The organism is Marinibium conchae (genome assembly GCF_015595035.1).
GTDB lineage: Bacteria > Pseudomonadota > Gammaproteobacteria > Enterobacterales > Alteromonadaceae > Glaciecola.
This window is the reverse complement of record NZ_JADNRN010000001.1, coordinates 770782-789136: the sequence shown is the minus strand read 5'-3', so window position 1 is coordinate 789136 and position 18355 is coordinate 770782. Positions and strand designations below refer to the sequence as shown.

The following is an 18355-nucleotide window of genomic DNA, read 5'->3' as shown; positions in this document are numbered from 1 at the left end:
AAGAAAAAGCCGCAAGACTGCGGCAAAATAACGGGAAAGGGCTCTAATTAAAGACGACTAATTTCTCGATTAATTTGAAACTCTTTGGATGTGACGTAACCTTCTAACTTCCTTAGCCGACTCTCGGCAACCCTGAAGCGTTGTTGAATATCATGGAAAGCTTGTTTGGGCGGCTCGCCTGCTTGCCAAACTCTCGACTTCACTTCAACTTTAGACGCAACCGTTCCTTGAGAACTTGCACTTGCAGACTTCCTACCTACCCGCCATCCAACAAACTCAACATTTTCATCACCATCAGTACTTTGCTGACCCGCTAGATCATAGTCGCTAGGTTTTTTATCGAGAATAAACCAAGCTGCGACGTAAGTAACGATAACGAAGGGACCTGCCATCAAAAAGAAGGCCGTTACGGTTAGAATTCTAACCAGCCATGTCTCAAGTTTAAAATACTCTGCCACCCCTGCGCAAACACCAGCTATACGACCATTTTTCGGGTCACGATATAATGTTCCACCGCTTCTCATGCTCTGTCCCTCCACTTTGGCGCTTCTTCGTCAAGGATGCTTTCTAAAGTATGAATGCGTTCCGACATATGTTCGGCTTTTTCGGCTAAAGTCTGCAATTGGGCGAATTCTTCTGAAGATAAGCCTTGGTTCACTTGTTTCTTACTTCTGTAATGCAAAATTAACCAGATGGGAGCAACAAAAAGTGTAAATAAAATCAGCGGCACGCCTGTAAATATCACTAATAGTTCGTCCACGGTATCTCTCCTAGTAGTTAGCTGCGGTAGCGAGCGGCACTCCATGCGCCGCATCGATTCACGGTGTTATCGAGTTAAAAAGAACGACCTATGCCTTTTTAGCTTTTGTTGCTTTAGCTTCTGGTTTTGTCGATTTAGCTTGCATTTGCTTCTTCAATGCTTCTAACTCATTGTCAATTTTACCACCGGCTTCTAATTCAGCAAACTCATCTTTTAGCGTCTTCTTGCCAATATCATAAGCTTCGACTTGTGATTCTAAGTCATCAATTTTACGCTCAAACTGTTCAAAGCGGCCCATTGCGGCGTCTACAGTACTGCTGTCTAAACGCTTTTTAACTTCCAAGCGTGAACTTACGGTATTCTGACGCATAATAATGGTTTTCTGCCGTGTTTTAGCGTCAGCTAATTTCTCTTGAAGCTGGCCAGTTTCTGTTTGAAGCTTTTCTAGTTCAGCTTCAATCAAACCTAACTCATGCTCTAGTGCACCTGCCTGCTCACTGGTTTTTTGCTTTTCATGAAGAGCAGCTCTTGCTAAATCCTCACGATCTTTACTTAAGGCCAGTTCAGCTTTAGCTTGCCAATCCGCAGTTTCCTTATTTAATCGAGCAATCTGATTACTCACATCTTTTTTGTTGGCAATCGTTTTCGCAGAGGCAGAACGAACCTCTACTAAAGTGTCTTCCATTTCTTGGATGATAAGGCGAACCATTTTTTCAGGATCTTCAGCTTTGTCCAATAGTGAATTAATATTTGAGTTTATGATATCTGTAAAACGTGAAAATATACCCATCGTCATTTACCTCTGTCAGTTAATTTAAAAATTACGCAAGAACCTGATTGGCGCTTGGAAATTGTTGTACTTAGCTCTCTCTATTCAATTTACTTGCCAACTCACCAAAGAATGTAACCCGTTGTAATTTATGAACTTTAACAAAAACAAAAGAAAATCGTGATTTAATTTTATTTTCAAGTAGACTAACTTTTAGTGAAATTGACTACTTTTCAAGGAATGTTTAATGAGTCGCTTCAAGAAACAAGATAATCTCTTAGGTCAGGCGAATAGTTTTTTAGAAGTGTTGGAGCAAATTTCTCAAATTGCTCCATTGAATAAACCAGTTCTTGTTATCGGAGAGAGGGGCACGGGTAAGGAACTTATCGCGGCTCGCTTGCATTTTTTATCTCAGCGCTGGGAACAAAACTACGTAAAACTGAATTGTGCTGCTCTGAACGACAATCTCTTGGAAAGTGAACTTTTTGGATATGAAGCTGGCGCATTCACTGGGGCATCTAAACGCAGAGAAGGTCGTTTCGAATATGCTGACCAAGGAACGTTATTTTTAGATGAATTAGCAAACACCTCTGCTTTAATACAGGAAAAATTATTAAGAGTAATAGAGTATGGCGAATTCGAGCGCGTGGGCGGCACACGAACGGTGAAAGTCGATGTGCGTCTAATAGCGGCCACAAACGAAGATTTACCCTCATTAGCCGATCAAGGTGAATTCAGAGCTGATTTGCTAGATCGACTTGCCTTCGATGTTATTACCATTCCTCCCTTAAGGCATCGTCAAGAAGATATAATGTTGCTGGCCGAACACTTTGCCATCAACATGGCGCGCGAACTAGAAATGGAGTTATTCAGTGGCTTTACTGAAAAAGCCAAACGCAGCTTACTAGCTTACGACTGGCCGGGAAATGTAAGAGAGCTCAAAAACGTTGTTGAGCGAGCGGTGTATAGAAATAACCCTAACTTACCCGTGCATGAAATAAACGTCGACCCATTTGAGTCTGAATTTCGACCTCAAAAGCGCATCAAAGCCCTGTCAAATAAAGTTGAGCATCGCCCTGCCGCTACTACAACCGAATTGGCCCATGAAGCGCCAATGCAAAGCGCTTCGCAACCTAACAATGGCAACGACGATACAGAGACATCAGTAGAGCATAGCTTTGCGTTTCCAATGGATTTGAAGCAAGCATCGCAAGACCATGAGATAGCCATGATTAAGGCAGCATTAAAAGACGCTCAATTTAATCAGAAAAAAACTGCAGATAAGCTCTCTTTGACGTATCATCAACTGAGAGGTTATTTGAAGAAATACAATCTTTTAGATAAAGCTGACGATTAATGACACCTTTTTCACTTCAGACAAGTAAGCGGCTAAAACAAAAAGTAGTTAATTCTTTGTTGGTAGGCTGCTGTCTACTGACAAGCGCTTGCTCGCAACAAAAAACAGATATTACTCGAAACGGTATCACCTTCTGTTCTGAGAGCAGCCCTGCAAGCCTAAACCCTCAACTTGACACTTCTAGTACAACAGCCGATGCCTCGTCTCATCAAATTTATGATCGCTTACTAGAATTTAATACCGACAATGGCCGTATTGAGCCGGGTTTAGCAAGTAGTTGGTTAGTAAGCAATGATGGCCTGACTTACACTTTTCAATTGCGTAAAGGCGTAAAATTTCATTCCACAGATTATTTCACCCCATCCAGAAACTTTAATGCCGATGATGTAATCTTTAGTATCGACCGATGGCGAGTTGTGTCTCATCCTTATCACGACATCTCTGGTGGTAACTACCCCTACTTCGACAGTCTGGGTTTAGGCAATACCATTAAGGACGTTAAACGGATAAATGGTTATCGGGTTGAAATATCACTTTACAAACCAGACAGTTCCTTTCTCGCAAATTTAGCCACTGATTTCTCTGTTATCTTATCTGCCGAATACGCGATGGCGCTGATGAAAGATGGTAGTCCAAGTTACCTTGATCGCTTTCCTATAGGCACAGGACCTTATAAATTCCTATCTTATCGAAAAGACCAGTTCATCAGATACCAGCGTCACAATGATTACTTTTTAGATAGCAAAGGGCCGGAAAACTTAGTATTTGATATTACGCCGAAAAGCTCCTTACGAGTCGCTAAACTGATCACTGGCGAATGTGATGCAGTAGCCTTTCCTTCACAAAATGATTTGGAAACTATCCGTGAGCGTGACGACCTCACCCTGCTTGAAAAACCGGGCTTAAACGTAGGATTTTGGGCTTTTAATACAACAAAAGCGCCTTTTAACGACCCGAGAGTACGCAAAGCATTGGCACTAGCTATTGACAAGACCTCTTTGTTAGAAGCTGTTTATTTGGGACAAGCTACCCGCGCAAAAAGTTTGGTACCCTCTGCATCTTGGGCTCATCAATCAAATATGCAAGATCTGGGTTACAACCCAGTTGCCGCCAGAAAATTATTAGACGAGGCTGGTATTCCTTTTAATTTTACGATGAACATTTGGGCGATGCCAGTGCAACGAGCCTATAATCCAAACGCGATGAAGATGGCGCAACTGATGAGTTCGTATCTCGCTGACGTTGGCGTTACTGTGAATATCGTCAGTTATGACTGGGCAAGGTTTCGTGAAAACCTTACCTTAGGTATGCACGACTCGGTGTTGATTGGTTGGTCTGCGGATAATGGTGACCCTGATAATTTCTATCGCCCTCTGTTAACCTGCGCGGCGATACCTTCTGGCACAAATAGAGCGCGATGGTGTAATGAAGAATACGACGTCTTAATTGAGAGTGCATTGAATACCGAAGATGAGAATGAGCGGCGAATCTTTTATCATCGTGCGAACCAAGTGATATTTAGGGAAACTCCTTTGGTGCCCATCGCTCATGCTTATCAGTATCAAGCCGTGAGTAATAATATTCAAGGCATGGTAATAAACCCCTTTGGCGGCATTAGATTTGATGATGTGGAGCGAACACCTTGATCAATTTACTGGCTCGCTATGTGAACTTGGTGGTATTAACGATTGCAGCGCTAATACTAATTTCTTTTAGCCTTCCCTATTTATTCCCAGGTGACGTACTTACCAACATGTCTGGTATCGTGCCTGAATCTGAGGCGCAACGTGCGGCCTTAGAAGGTGTATATAAGCTAAACAGCTCGGTTTTTGTTCAGTTTTGGTATTATCTGAACACCTTATTCAGTGGAAATTGGGGGGTAAGTTTTTCGTCGCAAGAATCTTTGTTCGATGCTGTTAGTATCGCCTTTCCAGCAACTATTGAGCTAATTACCTATGCGCTACTGATTTCTGTTGTAGTAGGTATACCACTTGGCTTTATTGGCGGCATTTGGCACCACAAGCCTTTCGACTTTGGCGTTGTCACCTTTTCTGTCGTCAGCTATTCCTTTCCGGTTTTTTGGTTGGCCCTCATATTCATCACTATATTTAGTCTGCAGCTTGGCTTACTGCCGCTCTCTGGCAGAGTTAATTTACTCTACGATGTGCCCCACCACAGTGGTTTTATCATAGTTGATATTTTAGTCGCAGACATTCCGCATAAAGCTGATGCTCTGTATGACGCCCTGCAACACTTAATACTACCTACTTTATCAATCGCCTTTGTAACAACTGCGATATTTGTGCGTTTTACGAGGCGTTCTATCATGGATGTGATGGAAAAAGGTTACATCGATGCCGCGAAATCACGAGGTTTCACAACGAAACAAATTTTTTTCAAGCACGGTTTAAGAAATGCTTTGCTGCCTATACTGCCATTAATGGCGATGCAGATTTCAACTCTCATCACCAACGCCATGGTAGTTGAAACTATTTTTTCATGGCCTGGCATTGGAAATTGGTTGATTCAAGCAATTTATCAGCGTGACTATCCTGCGATTAGAATTGGTATGTTAGTCGTATCTGTGTTTGTGGTAACTCTCACTTTTACCATTGAGTTTTTAAGTCGAGCGATCGACCCAGCAAGGGATAAATTCGAACGTGCCACGATTTAGTCTATATCAAGAGGAGTTTCACCCCTCACCTTTTATGCACATCTGGCTTGAATTCAAGCGTAGCCACTTTGCATTAGTTGGTTTGGCAGTGTTGCTAATGTTTTGTGGAATTGCCGTATTAGCACCGCTAATGTCTCCCTATGACCCTAACATTCAGAATACGAATGCAATTTTGCTTCCACCCGCTTGGGAAGGAAACGGGAGTATATCTCATATCTTCGGTACAGACGCATTGGGCAGAGACGTATTCTCTCGAACACTTCATGGTGCCCGAACTACCTTTGGTTCGAGTGTGATATTGGTAATTATCGCTCTTCTTATTGGTGTTGCCCTAGGGACGTTAGCCGGCATGAATAAAGGTGTAAAATCCAGTGTATTGAATCACTTACTTGATTCTTTGATGGCTGTGCCAACACTGCTAATTGCCATCATCATAGTCGCTATATTAGGAACAGGCTTACTCAACAGTATGATGGCGATTATATTAGCACTCATACCACAATTCGTGCATCAAACGAGAAGCTTTGTGCGCGAAGAAATGAAAAAAGACTATGTGCTTCTTGATAAGTTAGACGGCGCTAGTTCAGCTCGCATTTTTTGGAAGTCTATATTACCGAGTATGTTCGAGTTATTAGCAGTTCAAAGTACACTCGCTCTATCGGTTGCAATTATCGATATTTCGGCTTTAGGTTTTTTAAGTCTCGGGGCGCAAGTGCCTCTGGTCGAGCTTGGAGCGAGTTTATCGCAAAGTTTGGAGGTTGCGTATTCGGCGCCTTGGTTAGTTGCTTTACCGGGTTTTTGTATATTTTTAATGGTACTTGCCGTCAATATTGTGGGCGAAGGACTGAGGTCGGCACTTAGAAATAGGTTGATTCACTGATGCCGCTACTCGACGTAAAAAACCTTACCTTAGAAATTGATACCGGCACCGAGTTTGTGAAAGCGCTGGACAAAGTCAGTATAACCGTAGAGAAAGGCGAAATTAGAGCCTTGGTAGGTGAGTCAGGATCAGGGAAAAGTCTCATCGTTCGTGCAATTATCGGAGCTGTTCCCGACCATTGGATAATTACGGCAGACAGACTGACGTGGAAAGGACAGAACTTATTAGCGATGTCAAACGAACAACGTCGGATGATAATGCGCCGAGAAATTGCTGTTGTATTTCAGGACCCAACCTCGTCTCTAGATCCCTCCGCTACACTCAAAGAGCAATTAGAGGAAAGTATACCTGCGGAACTGCTCGACAAAGGCAGGTTCTGGCAACGAGCAAAACAGCGTAAAGACATTGCCATTGGATTGATGCATAAAGTCGGTATAAAAGACCATCAGAGTTGCATGCAACGTTATCCGCATGAAATAGCTTCGGATATCGCGCAGAAATTCATGATTGCAATGGCCCTTGTTTCTGAGCCTGAGCTGCTCATCGCTGATGATCCTACTCGAAGTATGGAAAGCACCACCAAAAACCAAATATTGCGATTATTAGGCGGGTTGAACGAGTCAAAGGGCTTGGGCATACTGTTTGTTAGTCACGATCTATTAGCCATTTCAAGTATGGCCCACACAATGACAGTACTCTACTGCGGGCAAACAATTGAGTCAGGCAAAGTAAAACATCTTCACCGTCGCCCCTTGCATCATTACACCAAAGCTTTACTCGACTCAGCACCTTCTTTTCAAGTGAACTTGCCTCCAAAATCTCACTTAGTTGCCTTGGAAGGAACAATACCTACTTTGCAACACTTGCCTATCGGATGCAGGCTTGGTCCACGTTGCCCAAAAGCTAGAAAAGAGTGCGTAAAGGTGCCAGAAGAGCGCTTTATTCAACAGCACGCTTACAGTTGCCACTTCCCTTTACATTTGCCTTCGGCAGCTAGGAGTCACACACAAAATACTAATAATATTGGCACCAGTACTAAAGAGTATTTTTCCACAGATAGACTTTACAAATCCGACAATTCAGATTCTGAAAATAGTAATATTACTAGCCAAAAAACTGAAGGAAATGAACAATGACAGCGGTGTTGGAAGTAAAGGAACTCATCTACACTCATCGTATTCGTCGTTCGATTTTTAGCGCACCTGATGAATTTGTGTTGGGGCCAATCAGCTTTGCTGTTAATGCTGGCGAGACACTTGCGTTAACAGGTCACAATGGTTCAGGAAAAACACTTCTAGCCAAAGCGCTAGTTGGCGCAATACAGCCCCAGCAAGGTAGCATTCTTCTCGAAGGCAAAGAGGTGGAACAAAGCGACAAAAAGACGCGAAATCATGACATTCGACTGATTTTACAGCACAGCAATACCACACTTAATAAAGCGGTCACTGTAGGCAATGTCTTAAATCAAACACTTCAACTCAATACCAAGCTCGATGAGCAAGATCGAAAAGCGAAAATCGAACAAACCTTGGTAAGGGTTGGCTTGTTGCGTGAGCACTATTATTTTTATCGACACATGCTGTCTGATGGGCAACAGCAACGCGTATCTCTAGCTAGAGCAATGATACTTGACCCTAAAATTATAATTGCGGATGAACCCTTCGCAGCGCTTGACCCTTCAGTGCGTTCTCAGACGGTTAATTTGATACTAGATATTCAACGGGATTTAGGGATGGCTTTTATCTTCATTTCGCAAAATTTAGGGATCGTAAGGCACATAAGCGACACAGTGATGATAATCGATAAAGGCAAAGTGATTGAATCAGGAAAAACAGCAAGAGTATTCCAAAATCCGCAACATGAGTTGACACAAAAGCTCATCGACTCTCATTTCAGTCTGGTCGACAAGCATTTTGGACAGTTTTAATAAGCTTGGTCTTGTCGATTCTCGAGCATTAACATATACCTCTCAGCAATTGCCTCGTTCCAAGGGTAAAACTCCCGCCCCTCACTTATCGTAGACCATGCTTTTTCGCTGTTGCCAATAAACTCGTATAATTGCGATAATTGACCGTAAATAATCGGTTCTGGTCTTGTTAAACGAATACCATCAAGAAAATTAATGTAGGCAAGAGCAGCCTCATAACTCAGGTTGCCGCTCGCCACTCCCCTGCGAACGATCCATTGATACCTTTCATGCTCGTACAAATCTTCTAAAACTGGCCCAACTTTTACGGCGTAAAGCATTGATTCGTCGAGTTTTTTATTATCACGGTAATCAAGCATATTTTGTAAAGACACAAGCAATAGAAACATAAATGACACTATTTGAAACGAGATAAACGCAGCAACGGGAACAACTGAAATACTCATCATTTTTGATAATTTCACTTTGTTAACTGCACCTCTGTAGGACAGTGAAAGTATCGTTATAAAAGCAAGGAAATATGCAGCTGAATGATGAAATGGATGTTCTAGCATTGCATGTCCCACCATAGGTAGTGCAAGAAGCAATATACTGGGGTCGAGTTCGCTTTTGTGCAAACCTCTTACCCAAATAGCGAAAAGCAAGACGAAACCAAGCCCCGATACCAACCCTAACTCTACCATCCACTGCATTGGCTCATTGTGAATATGATCGATGGTGCGCATCGGTTTATTTGCAAAGCCACTTTCAGTTTCTAATGCCTTTCGTGAGAGGAACTCTCTGGGCATATTTCCGATACCAATACCCGTAATTGGCTTATCAGCAATCATTTTTAAACCAACTTTATACATTTGTGGGCGAATACCCATAGAGTTAATGCCGATGGGAGCCGTAATCTCTTGCTCGGGCCGAACATCAAACCACTGTTTAGGCATAAAACTAAACAAGCATGCGAGCAATATCAATGACAAACCAATAGTACGAATTTTGTAGAAATAAATGCAAAACATTAAGTAAGCACATATTGAAATAAGCGCAACAACTCTTCCTGTCTTTGCCTCGGCTAACATGCTCAGATGGGCATTTAATAACACTACCAAGAAGGTAAAGATAATAAGGCTCTTAGTTTTTTTTCCTCTCACTAAAAAGAATATTGATAGTAGTGACCCAAACGACAAGAAAGTAGTGTAGACATTCTGTTGACCAAAAATGCCATAAGGTATAGTGCTGTTTTCTGCATTGAAGAAAATTGGGCTATTCTCAAAAATAAAATAATACTGAATCAAGCCCCACGCAGACTGAATAAGTGTGGATATATAAAGTATTAAAAGTAATTTTATCTTAAATGCCTGCCTTGAGTGTTGGGAAACAATCATAAAAAAATATACCGCGGCAAAAATAACAGCAACAACATATAAGCCAGGTGCGGCTAGTGCACTGGAGTTATAGGCCAACGGAAATAAGAGCAAAGCAATAACGCCAAGATTTAACTTGAAATAATTCGATATTTTTAATCGGCCTGAGACACCAATTGATAAAGCTCCAATAAATGTAAATAGCGCAAACGCTACCCATGTTGGTAAGTTGAACACTCTGGCTAATCCTGTGCCCCCAAGGTCTCTTGCAGAGTAATTCATAGCGACAAGAAAAATCAAAGCGAAGCATGCTAATAATGCTAGCTCTGACCAACGAAAAAAATGTTTTGCTGGCATTGTATTAATAGGAATAATCTCAGTTGCTGTTATTAGGAAGCATTATACAAAATCTAAAATTGCAATTGCCGTCGCTGTTCGATTGTCACGAAGAGTATACTACACATCTTCTATCCCTTTAATTGTTTATAAAGCTCAGTGACTTTTTCATCCAATGGAAAAAATAAGTAGCCCTCTTCCATTATTTCTAGCGCTTTCTGGTTTTGACCAGAAATAAGATACATTTCGGCTAATTGTATATAAATGATAGCTTCGGGCCATTGCATTCGGATATTTTCAAGGAAGACAATGTAATTGAAAACAAGCGCTTGATCTATAGCACCTTTCTTGACTGCACGCTTTAACTCCCATTGAAATTTTTCGTGGGTAAAAAATCGTTCAAAGCCTATCGTTGGTTCAACTGCATATAGGAGATTTTCGTTTCTTTCGCCTGTCATTCGATATTCTTTAAGTATCTTATTCGAAGAAATTGATAAGATAAAGAAGGCAATCACTTTAAAAGAAATAGCGCTTAATATTGGGACAACTCCCCAACCTATCGATGAAGGAAAGTGCACTAACTTAAGCGTTTTCTTATTAGCTAGAGCGAGAATAGTGGCAAATGCGAGAAGGTGAGGAGCTGAATTATAAAATGGTAGCTCCAGCATAGTATGCCCTATGAATGGAAGAGCCAATAGAAGAATCGAAATGTCATACCAGCCTTTAAACAAACCCACTACCCAGACGCCAAAAATACCAACAAAGCTTACAAGAGAAAATACACCTAACTCAATCATCCACTGAAGTGGTTCGTTGTGAATATGATTCGCGATAGCTGTCATACGCTTCAGGTCTTGCTTACTAGATAAAAGTTCAGCTTTTCGAAAGTTGAACTCTCTTGGTAACTCCCCCATGCCGATGCCAGAAACAGGGTTATCGATTACTATTTCAATCCCTACTTTATACATAAGAGGTCTCATACCTAAGGATTGTATACCAATTGGTGCTTCAACTACTTGGCTGGGCCTAACGTCAAACCATTGTTTTGGAGTAAAGCTTACAAGGGCCGCGAATAGAAAAAGGAGGGATGTTAACAGCCATGTTTTATGATGTCGTTTCCAAGAAAAATACCCCAGATAAATAGCTAACGCAATAAGCGGAACTACCCTACCAGTTTTAGTTTCGGCAAGCATTGAAAGGTGCGCATTCAATATCACCAAGACAAAAGTAAAAATAATTAAAGCTTTCGTTTGTTTTTTTGCCGAAAATAAAAAATAAATAGACAAAAGTGAACCAAACGCAAGGTAAGTAGAAAACACATTAATCTGCAGAAAGATACCGTAAGGCTTTGCATGTGTTTCAGCATGCGGAAAAAGAAATGATGAATCAAAGATGAAGTAATATTGATAGAGCCCAAAAACGGTTTGAATAATGCTAGAGCAAAGCAAAATAAATAGAAGTCGGCGCGTGAAATTTTTGTTTTTAAATTGTTCAATAACAAAAATCAAAAGAAAAGCAGCTATAATCGCGCCATATATCAAGATACTCTCATATCTCAAGTCACTGAATGAGAACAAAGACGGAATAAAAAGTGGAATAGAAAACAGCACCAAATAAACAAAGCCGTTAGACAATCTAACCTTGGCCTTTTTGATTATTAAGCAGACTCCTAACAATACAATCAGGACGTAAGCAATCCAAACACTATTATTAAACAGTAGTTCAAGACCGTAACCACCAATCTGCTCCCCACTGTAATTCATTGCAATTACGAAGGTTACAAAAACAGTAAACAACATTATCGTTGATGGTAAATCTCCTGTTAACATCTGTCTTTTTGGTTGCATTAGCAGTGTCCCATTGGCTTTGTAATAAAAAACTCTAGTCTTTTTACATTTACTCAGTGAGATTTACATATGCAATTTTTAATCCAAGATGATATAAAAAATCCCGCAATAAGTGCGGGATTTTGATAAGTTATTATTCGAATAATGTCTTACATTTTTTGTTGCAGAGTTACCCGTTAATAGCTTACTTCAATCGAGAACGTACCCTCATAATCACCGTCCACTAATGGACCATGATTCGCCACAGTTATATCGCCTGCCAGTGTGATGGTGCCACCGACCGTGAATGTTACGGTACCATTTACGTCAGTAGCAAGGGCGATTGAGTCAGCGGCTGAATTGACCGTTCCAGACAACGTTCCGTCAGATATAGTGAATGTATCTAAGGTTAAGACGGGGGAGCCAGGAGGCGCAACAGAATTTTCCAAGTCAACAGAATCCTGTAAAGTTCTTACTTGTAAATCAGCGAAAGGCGCAGCTGCTGCAACTGTGTATGATGCAGGAGAACCTGGATTCAGCACTCTGATATTGTCGCCGGTGTTGCCAAAGGTGCCATCAGCGTTAACTTCATACGTAGAAGCTGTAGAAAAAACAGAAGCCGTAATGGTGCCGAAGCTAAGGGCTGCATCTTCGGTTAGCGTAAATGCATTTTGCACGGTAACTGAAGCAGTTGTTTGTTCAGTTTGTTGTGAAAGTGCGGCAAAAGAAACCACTGCGATACTTGTTGCAGCGATAGTTTTTAACATGTGATTGCGTTTAAACATGGAAATCTCCAATTTACTTATAAAATTAAATGACACAGACACGCATGTTTAATTGCGTTGTCTAAGCCTAAATCAAACATCATAGTTCGAATGTAAGGTTTTCGCCTGACAACCTAAGTATCGACATCGTAATTTTAAACTTTAGACAAAATTAGAAAAAACTTAAGCCTCTTCAAAATTACTATTTTGTTCAATTGAAATTATCGATATCTAAGACGGTCACGTTTTCAGCTAACACATTGTTCTTATTGTTATTTGAATCATAAAACACAAAACGATATTTGCCACTCGCAAGGCTTTCCCCGTCCAGCGCATCTACGGTTATAACTCTCTTACTTTTCTCATGAAAAACATTTATGCCACGCAAAATACCTACTTTGGCATCAGGTTGATTGTTATCACTCAAACGAAAGACATTTAACTCTCCATTGACACTAGTTACTCCGGATTTGATTAAATCCATTTGAAATGAAAGTTTATCTGTTGTTTTCCGCACAAGCCTTATATTGTCTATAGCAATAGAAGGTACCTCTTTTAGCGTTCGCACGATGACCGGTATGCTATAACTTGTAAGTACTTTTACTTTAAATCCAACGCCCTCAGTTGCGTTGCTATTGTCACTATTAGTAGTTACAGGTAGCGCGGTAAACTTGAGATGTGATCGATACTCGGGTGATTCCATGCTCGCTTTTCGTCGTAGCATTAATTTAATTACCTGACGTTCCCCAGCCTTTAAAGTTACCTGACGCGGGGAGTAGCGAATGAAGTTGCTCGATGCAAATGAAACATCGTTATCTGGTATAACTTTATAGTCACCTTTTTCATCAACCGTATACTCTTGCCAACCAATTCTATATGACCTAGTTTGCTCAGTGACGTTGATGAGTACAACGTCTTGAACTCTTTCCTTCCCTTCAAACAGGATACGTGTAGGAGATACTAATAAGTTAGCGTTGGCGTGCGATATCAGCGCAACAAGCAACAAAACTGATAAATATATATGCTTTAAATACGTCATTATTCTTCCTTACTACTAATAATTTACAGTGATAGTGTATCTAGCGGGATATTCGGTATCCCTAAAATTTAGAGACCCGTTGCCAGATGTTGCAAACGTTCCCCCGATGTTAAAGTTAGCTATACCGTTTTCATCAGTCACAACAAATTCTGCAACTTGATAACTTACTACAGTGAATTGCTCGGGTGATACCTCTTCCGTAGCCGTTCTAAACTGATTTGGTTGGATTGAAATAAACAATCGTCGGTTCGCCTCATAGCCCCTCGCTTGAACGAGAGCAGGCTGACCTTGGCTAATTAACCTTACCCCTCCCCTTACTCTGGTAACCGCTTCAGCATCAATTTCTATGCTTCCAATTGAATCATTGTCAGTAATAGCCACCACTCCGATATTTAATGGCTGAATAACTTCAATTTCTTGGCCAAGCGCGCTAACCGAGACCAACATAAAGTTAAACAAAACAAAAACTCTCACTGTCGACTTAAAGCTAAATAACAACTTAGAGAAAAGTCGATTCGTGTATTCATAAAAGTGCATATTGCTTCCAGTTTTAATTAATGTTGTCGAGCAAAAATTTATCTTTGCGAATATTGCAGTTCGGAAAGTTGTTTTTTTGTGCAAGACAAAAAGCCTCGGCAAGTTCTTGCCTTTCGAACAAGGCAGCTCCAACAAGGTATTTATCATTGGCTCTGTTGTGACTAATTGTTAAATTAAACGCCTGCTTTTTGGGGCCTCTAGTCATGAGATTAATATATGCTTTAGCACTCAGCTTTGACGTAAAGCTCGCGATATAAGCTTGATATCTTTCAACAAACGGTAACGTAGATGTTAAAATTTGGATATCTGGCACAAATCCTCCTGCTCTATTCGCTTTAACAATAATGTTAGGCAATGTTTCTAAGCCATTCTCACTGACATACTCTTCCGCTATAACTAAGGTATAAACACCGGGATGCAAAAGCCCCGAATAAAAATATCCATCAAATTCAGTTTTAACCGTTTTTACATACTCTCCATTTCTCCTGTAGATTTTTACCGGAGCATTTCGAAGCCCACTGACTCTGCTTCCATCAGCACTCTTGTTCAAAATATTACCTTCAAACTCTATACCTTGAACAAAAGGATAGTTCACAAGCGTGAGCAAACCCTCTCTAGTAGTGAGGGAGGTATTTTCTGTAGATTGAAGAAGATAAGGGTCGTCGAGTGATTCTAGGTCTACTGTTAAATCGGATTTTTCAAATGAACTGATCCCTTCAAAGAGAGCTATGCCAAATTCATCACTTTCTGCGAATCGTATTAATTGGTCGGCTGACACTTTAACATTAGGCAGTACTCTGTCTTCACTATCAAAAACAAAGTTCTGATTCACATCCTCGTACAATCGAACTGCAACAAGGCCTGTGGATGTGAGAGGTAAATTGGTTGACACATACCCCTTTCCAAAAGGCGCCTCAGACATGCTAAAACGAGCGTTTAATGACACGCTCACATCATCATTTGAATTATGTGTCACACTGCCAAATAATGCATAACTTGGCTGTTGCCACTGTAAGCTCCACTGGTAATTATTAAACCCAGTATCAAAGACTCTGTTTACCTTAAGACGAGTTGATAAATTATTGTAAAATTCGTAGTTTAGTGAAGCCTCAGCTCCTGTCCAATTTAGCGTTGACGTATTTGAATCAATCTCGTAATTCGCATTGAGTCGACTAACTAAATTGCCAGTAGACAAGCCTAGTGTCACGCCCCCCGCTTGTGTATCAAATGAGGTACCTGAGGCTTTTGTGTTTTGAAAGGAATAATTGTGGCTGATAAAACCAAAACGAGAAGAAAAAGTCAGTGTATTATTTAGGTTTACATTTGCATTTCCATTGCTTTGGTTTTGAAAAGACAACGAGTTTCCGTAGGACAATCGACCAAAGTCGCTTTGTAACAAATTTCCATTCATTTCTAACGATGCATTATTGCTATCTCCAAAATCCTCATCAATAGTTCTACTTATATTGAGAGATAAATTCTGGTCAAATAATAGGGACCTTAAATTTGCAGATATAGCATGCTTTCTTGAGTTAAAAGATGTGACTGCTACACTAGATAATAACCTAGGGCTTAGCCGCGCAGTTGCACCAAGCGAATATAACCCTTCCGAATCAGTCAAATTTACATTATGTGAAAATCTTGTGGAAAGCCAGCCAAGAAAGGAATAGCTGTAAGCGCCAGTGAGAAACAAATCTTGAGAGTCACTAGGGACGGTTGTTTCATTTAACAACGAAGTATTTGATTTAGTGAGAGATACATCATATCGAATTCTTTGATTAAATATATCTGCGTCTAAATTTCTCTCAAACCTTTCTCTTTCAACCTGCCCTTGAGGGCCATATTTAACAACTTCAAATCGGTTCAAATTAGCAAATAATGGTAAGTCAAGAAACTCGTATTGGCCGCCACCTGTATTTAAGATTTTTCTTGTTAATACTCCATTTTGATAGAGTTCGACGTCCCATCCGTCTTGTATTAATCCTGTAATCTCAGTGAACTCAAAATCGAAAGGTTGCCCTAGACGCCGATTACTTACATTCACACCAATCGACTGCGCGCCAGTAACTCCGCCAACTCGAGTAGGACGTATATCCCCAAACTGGACCGTGGACGCATTTAATGGCCCGAGTAAGTCTTCTTTTAGAGACTGACGCTTAAAGTTAATGTTTGCATTTCGCAGGATATCTTCTTCATTTCCGCTTACAAAGAAACGAGTGGAATACCCTAACAAGTCTTGAATACCTATCAAACTATAAAAATGGCTAAATTCGTCATTGATGTAACGTGAGGTCAACGTTGCATCAAACATTTGGTGAGAGCGCTCATAATAACCAAAATCAAAGTTCGGATAGTTGGGAATACGATGCTGTTTTTCATTTAGAGAGGCTTTCTCACGCTTCAATTTAGATTGCGCAGGCAGAGGAATACTGGCCTTTGCGTTTACCGACAAACGTTCGCTGTCGAAGCTAAGCGTTAAACCAAACCACGAGCCAACTAGGTCGAAATCAATGAGATTCTCTCCATTGATCACCGCAAATTGCTCTGGTGTAATGAAAGTGGTGTCACCTGAGCGGATCACTCGTCCAACACCTTCGCTTCGTACTTCATCGAATAATTGCAGATTGAAGCTTCTGTCTTCTGAAATGTACCAACCATCCAGTTCTAGCGGCCGATCGGTAGCAACTCTCTTAATTGGAAAATCCAAAACAGAGATCACTTCTTCAGCACTCACAAATAAGCCACGCTCGGTAACAACGGCGAATACCTCACCGTAATTAAACTGCCCAACCCGCATAGTCACGATAAGTTCTTCTCCCACCTCAAACCTTTCCGCTAGGCTTGAAAGCGCAACTTCGTTCGCATTTGCAGCAGATGTCTGCTCAATTACGTCAGATTGCGCATTGACAGTGCCAGCAAGAACACTCAGTGATATAAGTATTGAATGAGAAATGACAGTTAGTTTATGCACGATATTGTCTCAATAAGCTTATTGAATACGTTCGCCAGTGGCTGTGCTAACTGCACAATAGTCACCGCGTTGTTTAATTAGCGAGCATAACGCTAAAACCTTGTCTCGAGAGGCATAAGCGCCTACCCGCAAACTAAGGTATTCTCTACCTTTAACCACTACCTTAGCTAGCGTTGCAGGTGTATCACACCATGTGTCGGCATACTTCTTTTCTAGCTCATTCCAGCCATTCTCAGCAGCAGCTCTGGTTGTAAAAGAGGCGAGGTGAAGGGAATAGGTTCTTGTAGCATCGACCTTCCACTCGCTGCAATTATTTACATCTCCGACTATTTGATCAGGACTGGTCATAGTCGAGAATTTCGATAGCGTTACCGCTTTCGGGCTGCGTTCAGCGATATTATTTGTTATCGCTACCCTATCTGGCTGTCGCAGCTGAGACGGCCTTGACGCTGCTATACTTGGTCCCGGCGCACTGTTAACCTGCATAATTGGAGCGACAGCAGCAACTTCGACTTGACTGTTACCAGAAAATTTAGATTGGCTCACGCCTTGCCTACTTGCAGTTTGAGTATTCACCGCAACCTTGTTCGTAGGTCTGGTGCGCTGAGTAAGCCCTAATGTGTCCATCTCAGTTTTTAAGTCGGGTGATTTTGTTTGCCATTTACCGCCTATTCCGCTTTGTGTGTCTGCCCAACCATCTACTAGTTTTTCAGCGGCAATTTCTTGTCGTCCATTTTCAGTAAATACGATCGTTGATTGCGCTTGAGGTACCTGTTGTGGAGTAGTTGCGGCAGCAGTGTCATACATGATGGGGTTTTGTTCATTAAAACGACTCATTTCCTCCAACAAAAAGCTTAAATCCGCCTCTAATGCAACCAAGCGAGACAAACTCGGCTTCATTGTCTTAAAGTCGTCTATTTCTGTTTGTATCGATTGAGTACTTCGGGCTTGTTCGCTTTGAGAAAGTTGAGCGGAGTCAGTCTTAGCTTCATCTACGAAGGGCAACGAACTGCATCCAGACATTAAGACAGCCGTTGAAATCGCAACCGATAATGCACTTAGTTTGTGTTTTATATTGTTCATTTGCTAGTCCTCAAAAACCTACCGGCTTCCCCAAAGTCAATACGGTGCCTAAGCATCAATTTATTGACGGAGAAACG

The 18355-nt window shown here is 41.1% G+C and carries 16 protein-coding genes; 6 read left to right on the top strand and 10 right to left on the bottom strand.

Annotation, left to right across the window (positions count from 1 at the left end):
- Positions 1–47: 47 nt before the first annotated feature.
- From pspC to pspA, 3 genes are all read right to left on the bottom strand, one after another.
- Positions 48–524 (bottom strand): envelope stress response membrane protein PspC, encoded by a 477-nt coding sequence (pspC, locus tag ISG33_RS03290; RefSeq protein WP_195732116.1) that lies wholly within the window; start codon positions 522–524, stop codon positions 48–50.
- Complete coding sequence (gene pspB, locus ISG33_RS03285) at positions 521–760, bottom strand: envelope stress response membrane protein PspB (RefSeq protein WP_195732115.1); 240 nt, start codon at positions 758–760, stop codon at positions 521–523. The genes pspC and pspB overlap by 4 nt, the downstream gene beginning before the upstream one ends.
- 88 nt (positions 761–848) lie before the next feature.
- The gene (gene pspA / locus ISG33_RS03280; protein WP_195732114.1) at positions 849–1550 is read right to left on the bottom strand and encodes a phage shock protein PspA; all 702 of its coding nucleotides are present in this window, start codon (positions 1548–1550) and stop codon (positions 849–851) included.
- A gap of 226 nt (positions 1551–1776) precedes the next feature.
- On the opposite strand from pspA, the gene pspF reads away from it, so the two are divergent.
- From pspF to ISG33_RS03250, 6 genes are read left to right on the top strand one after another with little or no spacing between them, the layout of a single operon-like run.
- Entirely contained in the window at positions 1777–2886 is a 1110-nt protein-coding gene (pspF, locus tag ISG33_RS03275; protein WP_195732113.1) for a phage shock protein operon transcriptional activator, read from the top strand.
- On the top strand, positions 2886–4532 hold the full coding sequence (locus ISG33_RS03270) for an ABC transporter substrate-binding protein (protein ID WP_195732112.1): 1647 nt from the start codon (positions 2886–2888) through the stop codon (positions 4530–4532). The genes pspF and ISG33_RS03270 overlap by 1 nt, the downstream gene beginning before the upstream one ends.
- Positions 4529–5560 (top strand): ABC transporter permease, encoded by a 1032-nt coding sequence (locus ISG33_RS03265; protein ID WP_195732111.1) that lies wholly within the window; start codon positions 4529–4531, stop codon positions 5558–5560. Before ISG33_RS03270 ends, ISG33_RS03265 begins: the two co-directional genes overlap by 4 nt.
- Positions 5547–6440, top strand: coding sequence for an ABC transporter permease subunit (locus ISG33_RS03260; protein ID WP_195732110.1), 894 nt, complete (start codon positions 5547–5549; stop codon positions 6438–6440). The genes ISG33_RS03265 and ISG33_RS03260 overlap by 14 nt, the downstream gene beginning before the upstream one ends.
- Complete coding sequence (locus tag ISG33_RS03255) at positions 6440–7576, top strand: oligopeptide/dipeptide ABC transporter ATP-binding protein (protein ID WP_195732109.1); 1137 nt, start codon at positions 6440–6442, stop codon at positions 7574–7576. The genes ISG33_RS03260 and ISG33_RS03255 overlap by 1 nt, the downstream gene beginning before the upstream one ends.
- Positions 7573–8367 (top strand): ATP-binding cassette domain-containing protein, encoded by a 795-nt coding sequence (locus tag ISG33_RS03250; RefSeq protein WP_195732108.1) that lies wholly within the window; start codon positions 7573–7575, stop codon positions 8365–8367. Before ISG33_RS03255 ends, ISG33_RS03250 begins: the two co-directional genes overlap by 4 nt.
- On the opposite strand, the gene ISG33_RS03245 is transcribed toward ISG33_RS03250, so the two are convergent.
- From ISG33_RS03245 to ISG33_RS03215, 7 genes are all read right to left on the bottom strand, one after another.
- Positions 8364–9959, bottom strand: coding sequence for a PglL family O-oligosaccharyltransferase (locus ISG33_RS03245; protein WP_195732107.1), 1596 nt, complete (start codon positions 9957–9959; stop codon positions 8364–8366). The genes ISG33_RS03250 and ISG33_RS03245 overlap by 4 nt on opposite strands.
- 230 nt (positions 9960–10189) lie before the next feature.
- Positions 10190–11905, bottom strand: a complete 1716-nt coding sequence (locus ISG33_RS03240) for a PglL family O-oligosaccharyltransferase (protein WP_195732106.1) — start codon at positions 11903–11905, stop codon at positions 10190–10192.
- A 176-nt stretch (positions 11906–12081) separates the two neighbouring features.
- Positions 12082–12669 (bottom strand): DUF4402 domain-containing protein, encoded by a 588-nt coding sequence (locus ISG33_RS03235; RefSeq protein ID WP_195732105.1) that lies wholly within the window; start codon positions 12667–12669, stop codon positions 12082–12084.
- 190 nt (positions 12670–12859) lie between these two features.
- Positions 12860–13687 (bottom strand): fimbrial biogenesis chaperone, encoded by an 828-nt coding sequence (locus tag ISG33_RS03230; protein ID WP_195732104.1) that lies wholly within the window; start codon positions 13685–13687, stop codon positions 12860–12862.
- 15 nt (positions 13688–13702) lie between these two features.
- Complete coding sequence (locus ISG33_RS03225; RefSeq protein WP_195732103.1) at positions 13703–14224, bottom strand: DUF4402 domain-containing protein; 522 nt, start codon at positions 14222–14224, stop codon at positions 13703–13705.
- Positions 14225–14237: 13 nt separating this feature from the next.
- The gene (locus ISG33_RS03220; protein WP_195732102.1) at positions 14238–17195 is read right to left on the bottom strand and encodes a hypothetical protein; all 2958 of its coding nucleotides are present in this window, start codon (positions 17193–17195) and stop codon (positions 14238–14240) included.
- Between the two features lie 18 nt (positions 17196–17213).
- A complete protein-coding gene (locus ISG33_RS03215) occupies positions 17214–18278 on the bottom strand; it encodes an SPOR domain-containing protein (RefSeq protein WP_195732101.1) in 1065 nt (354 codons plus the stop codon).
- Positions 18279–18355: the final 77 nt, after the last annotated feature.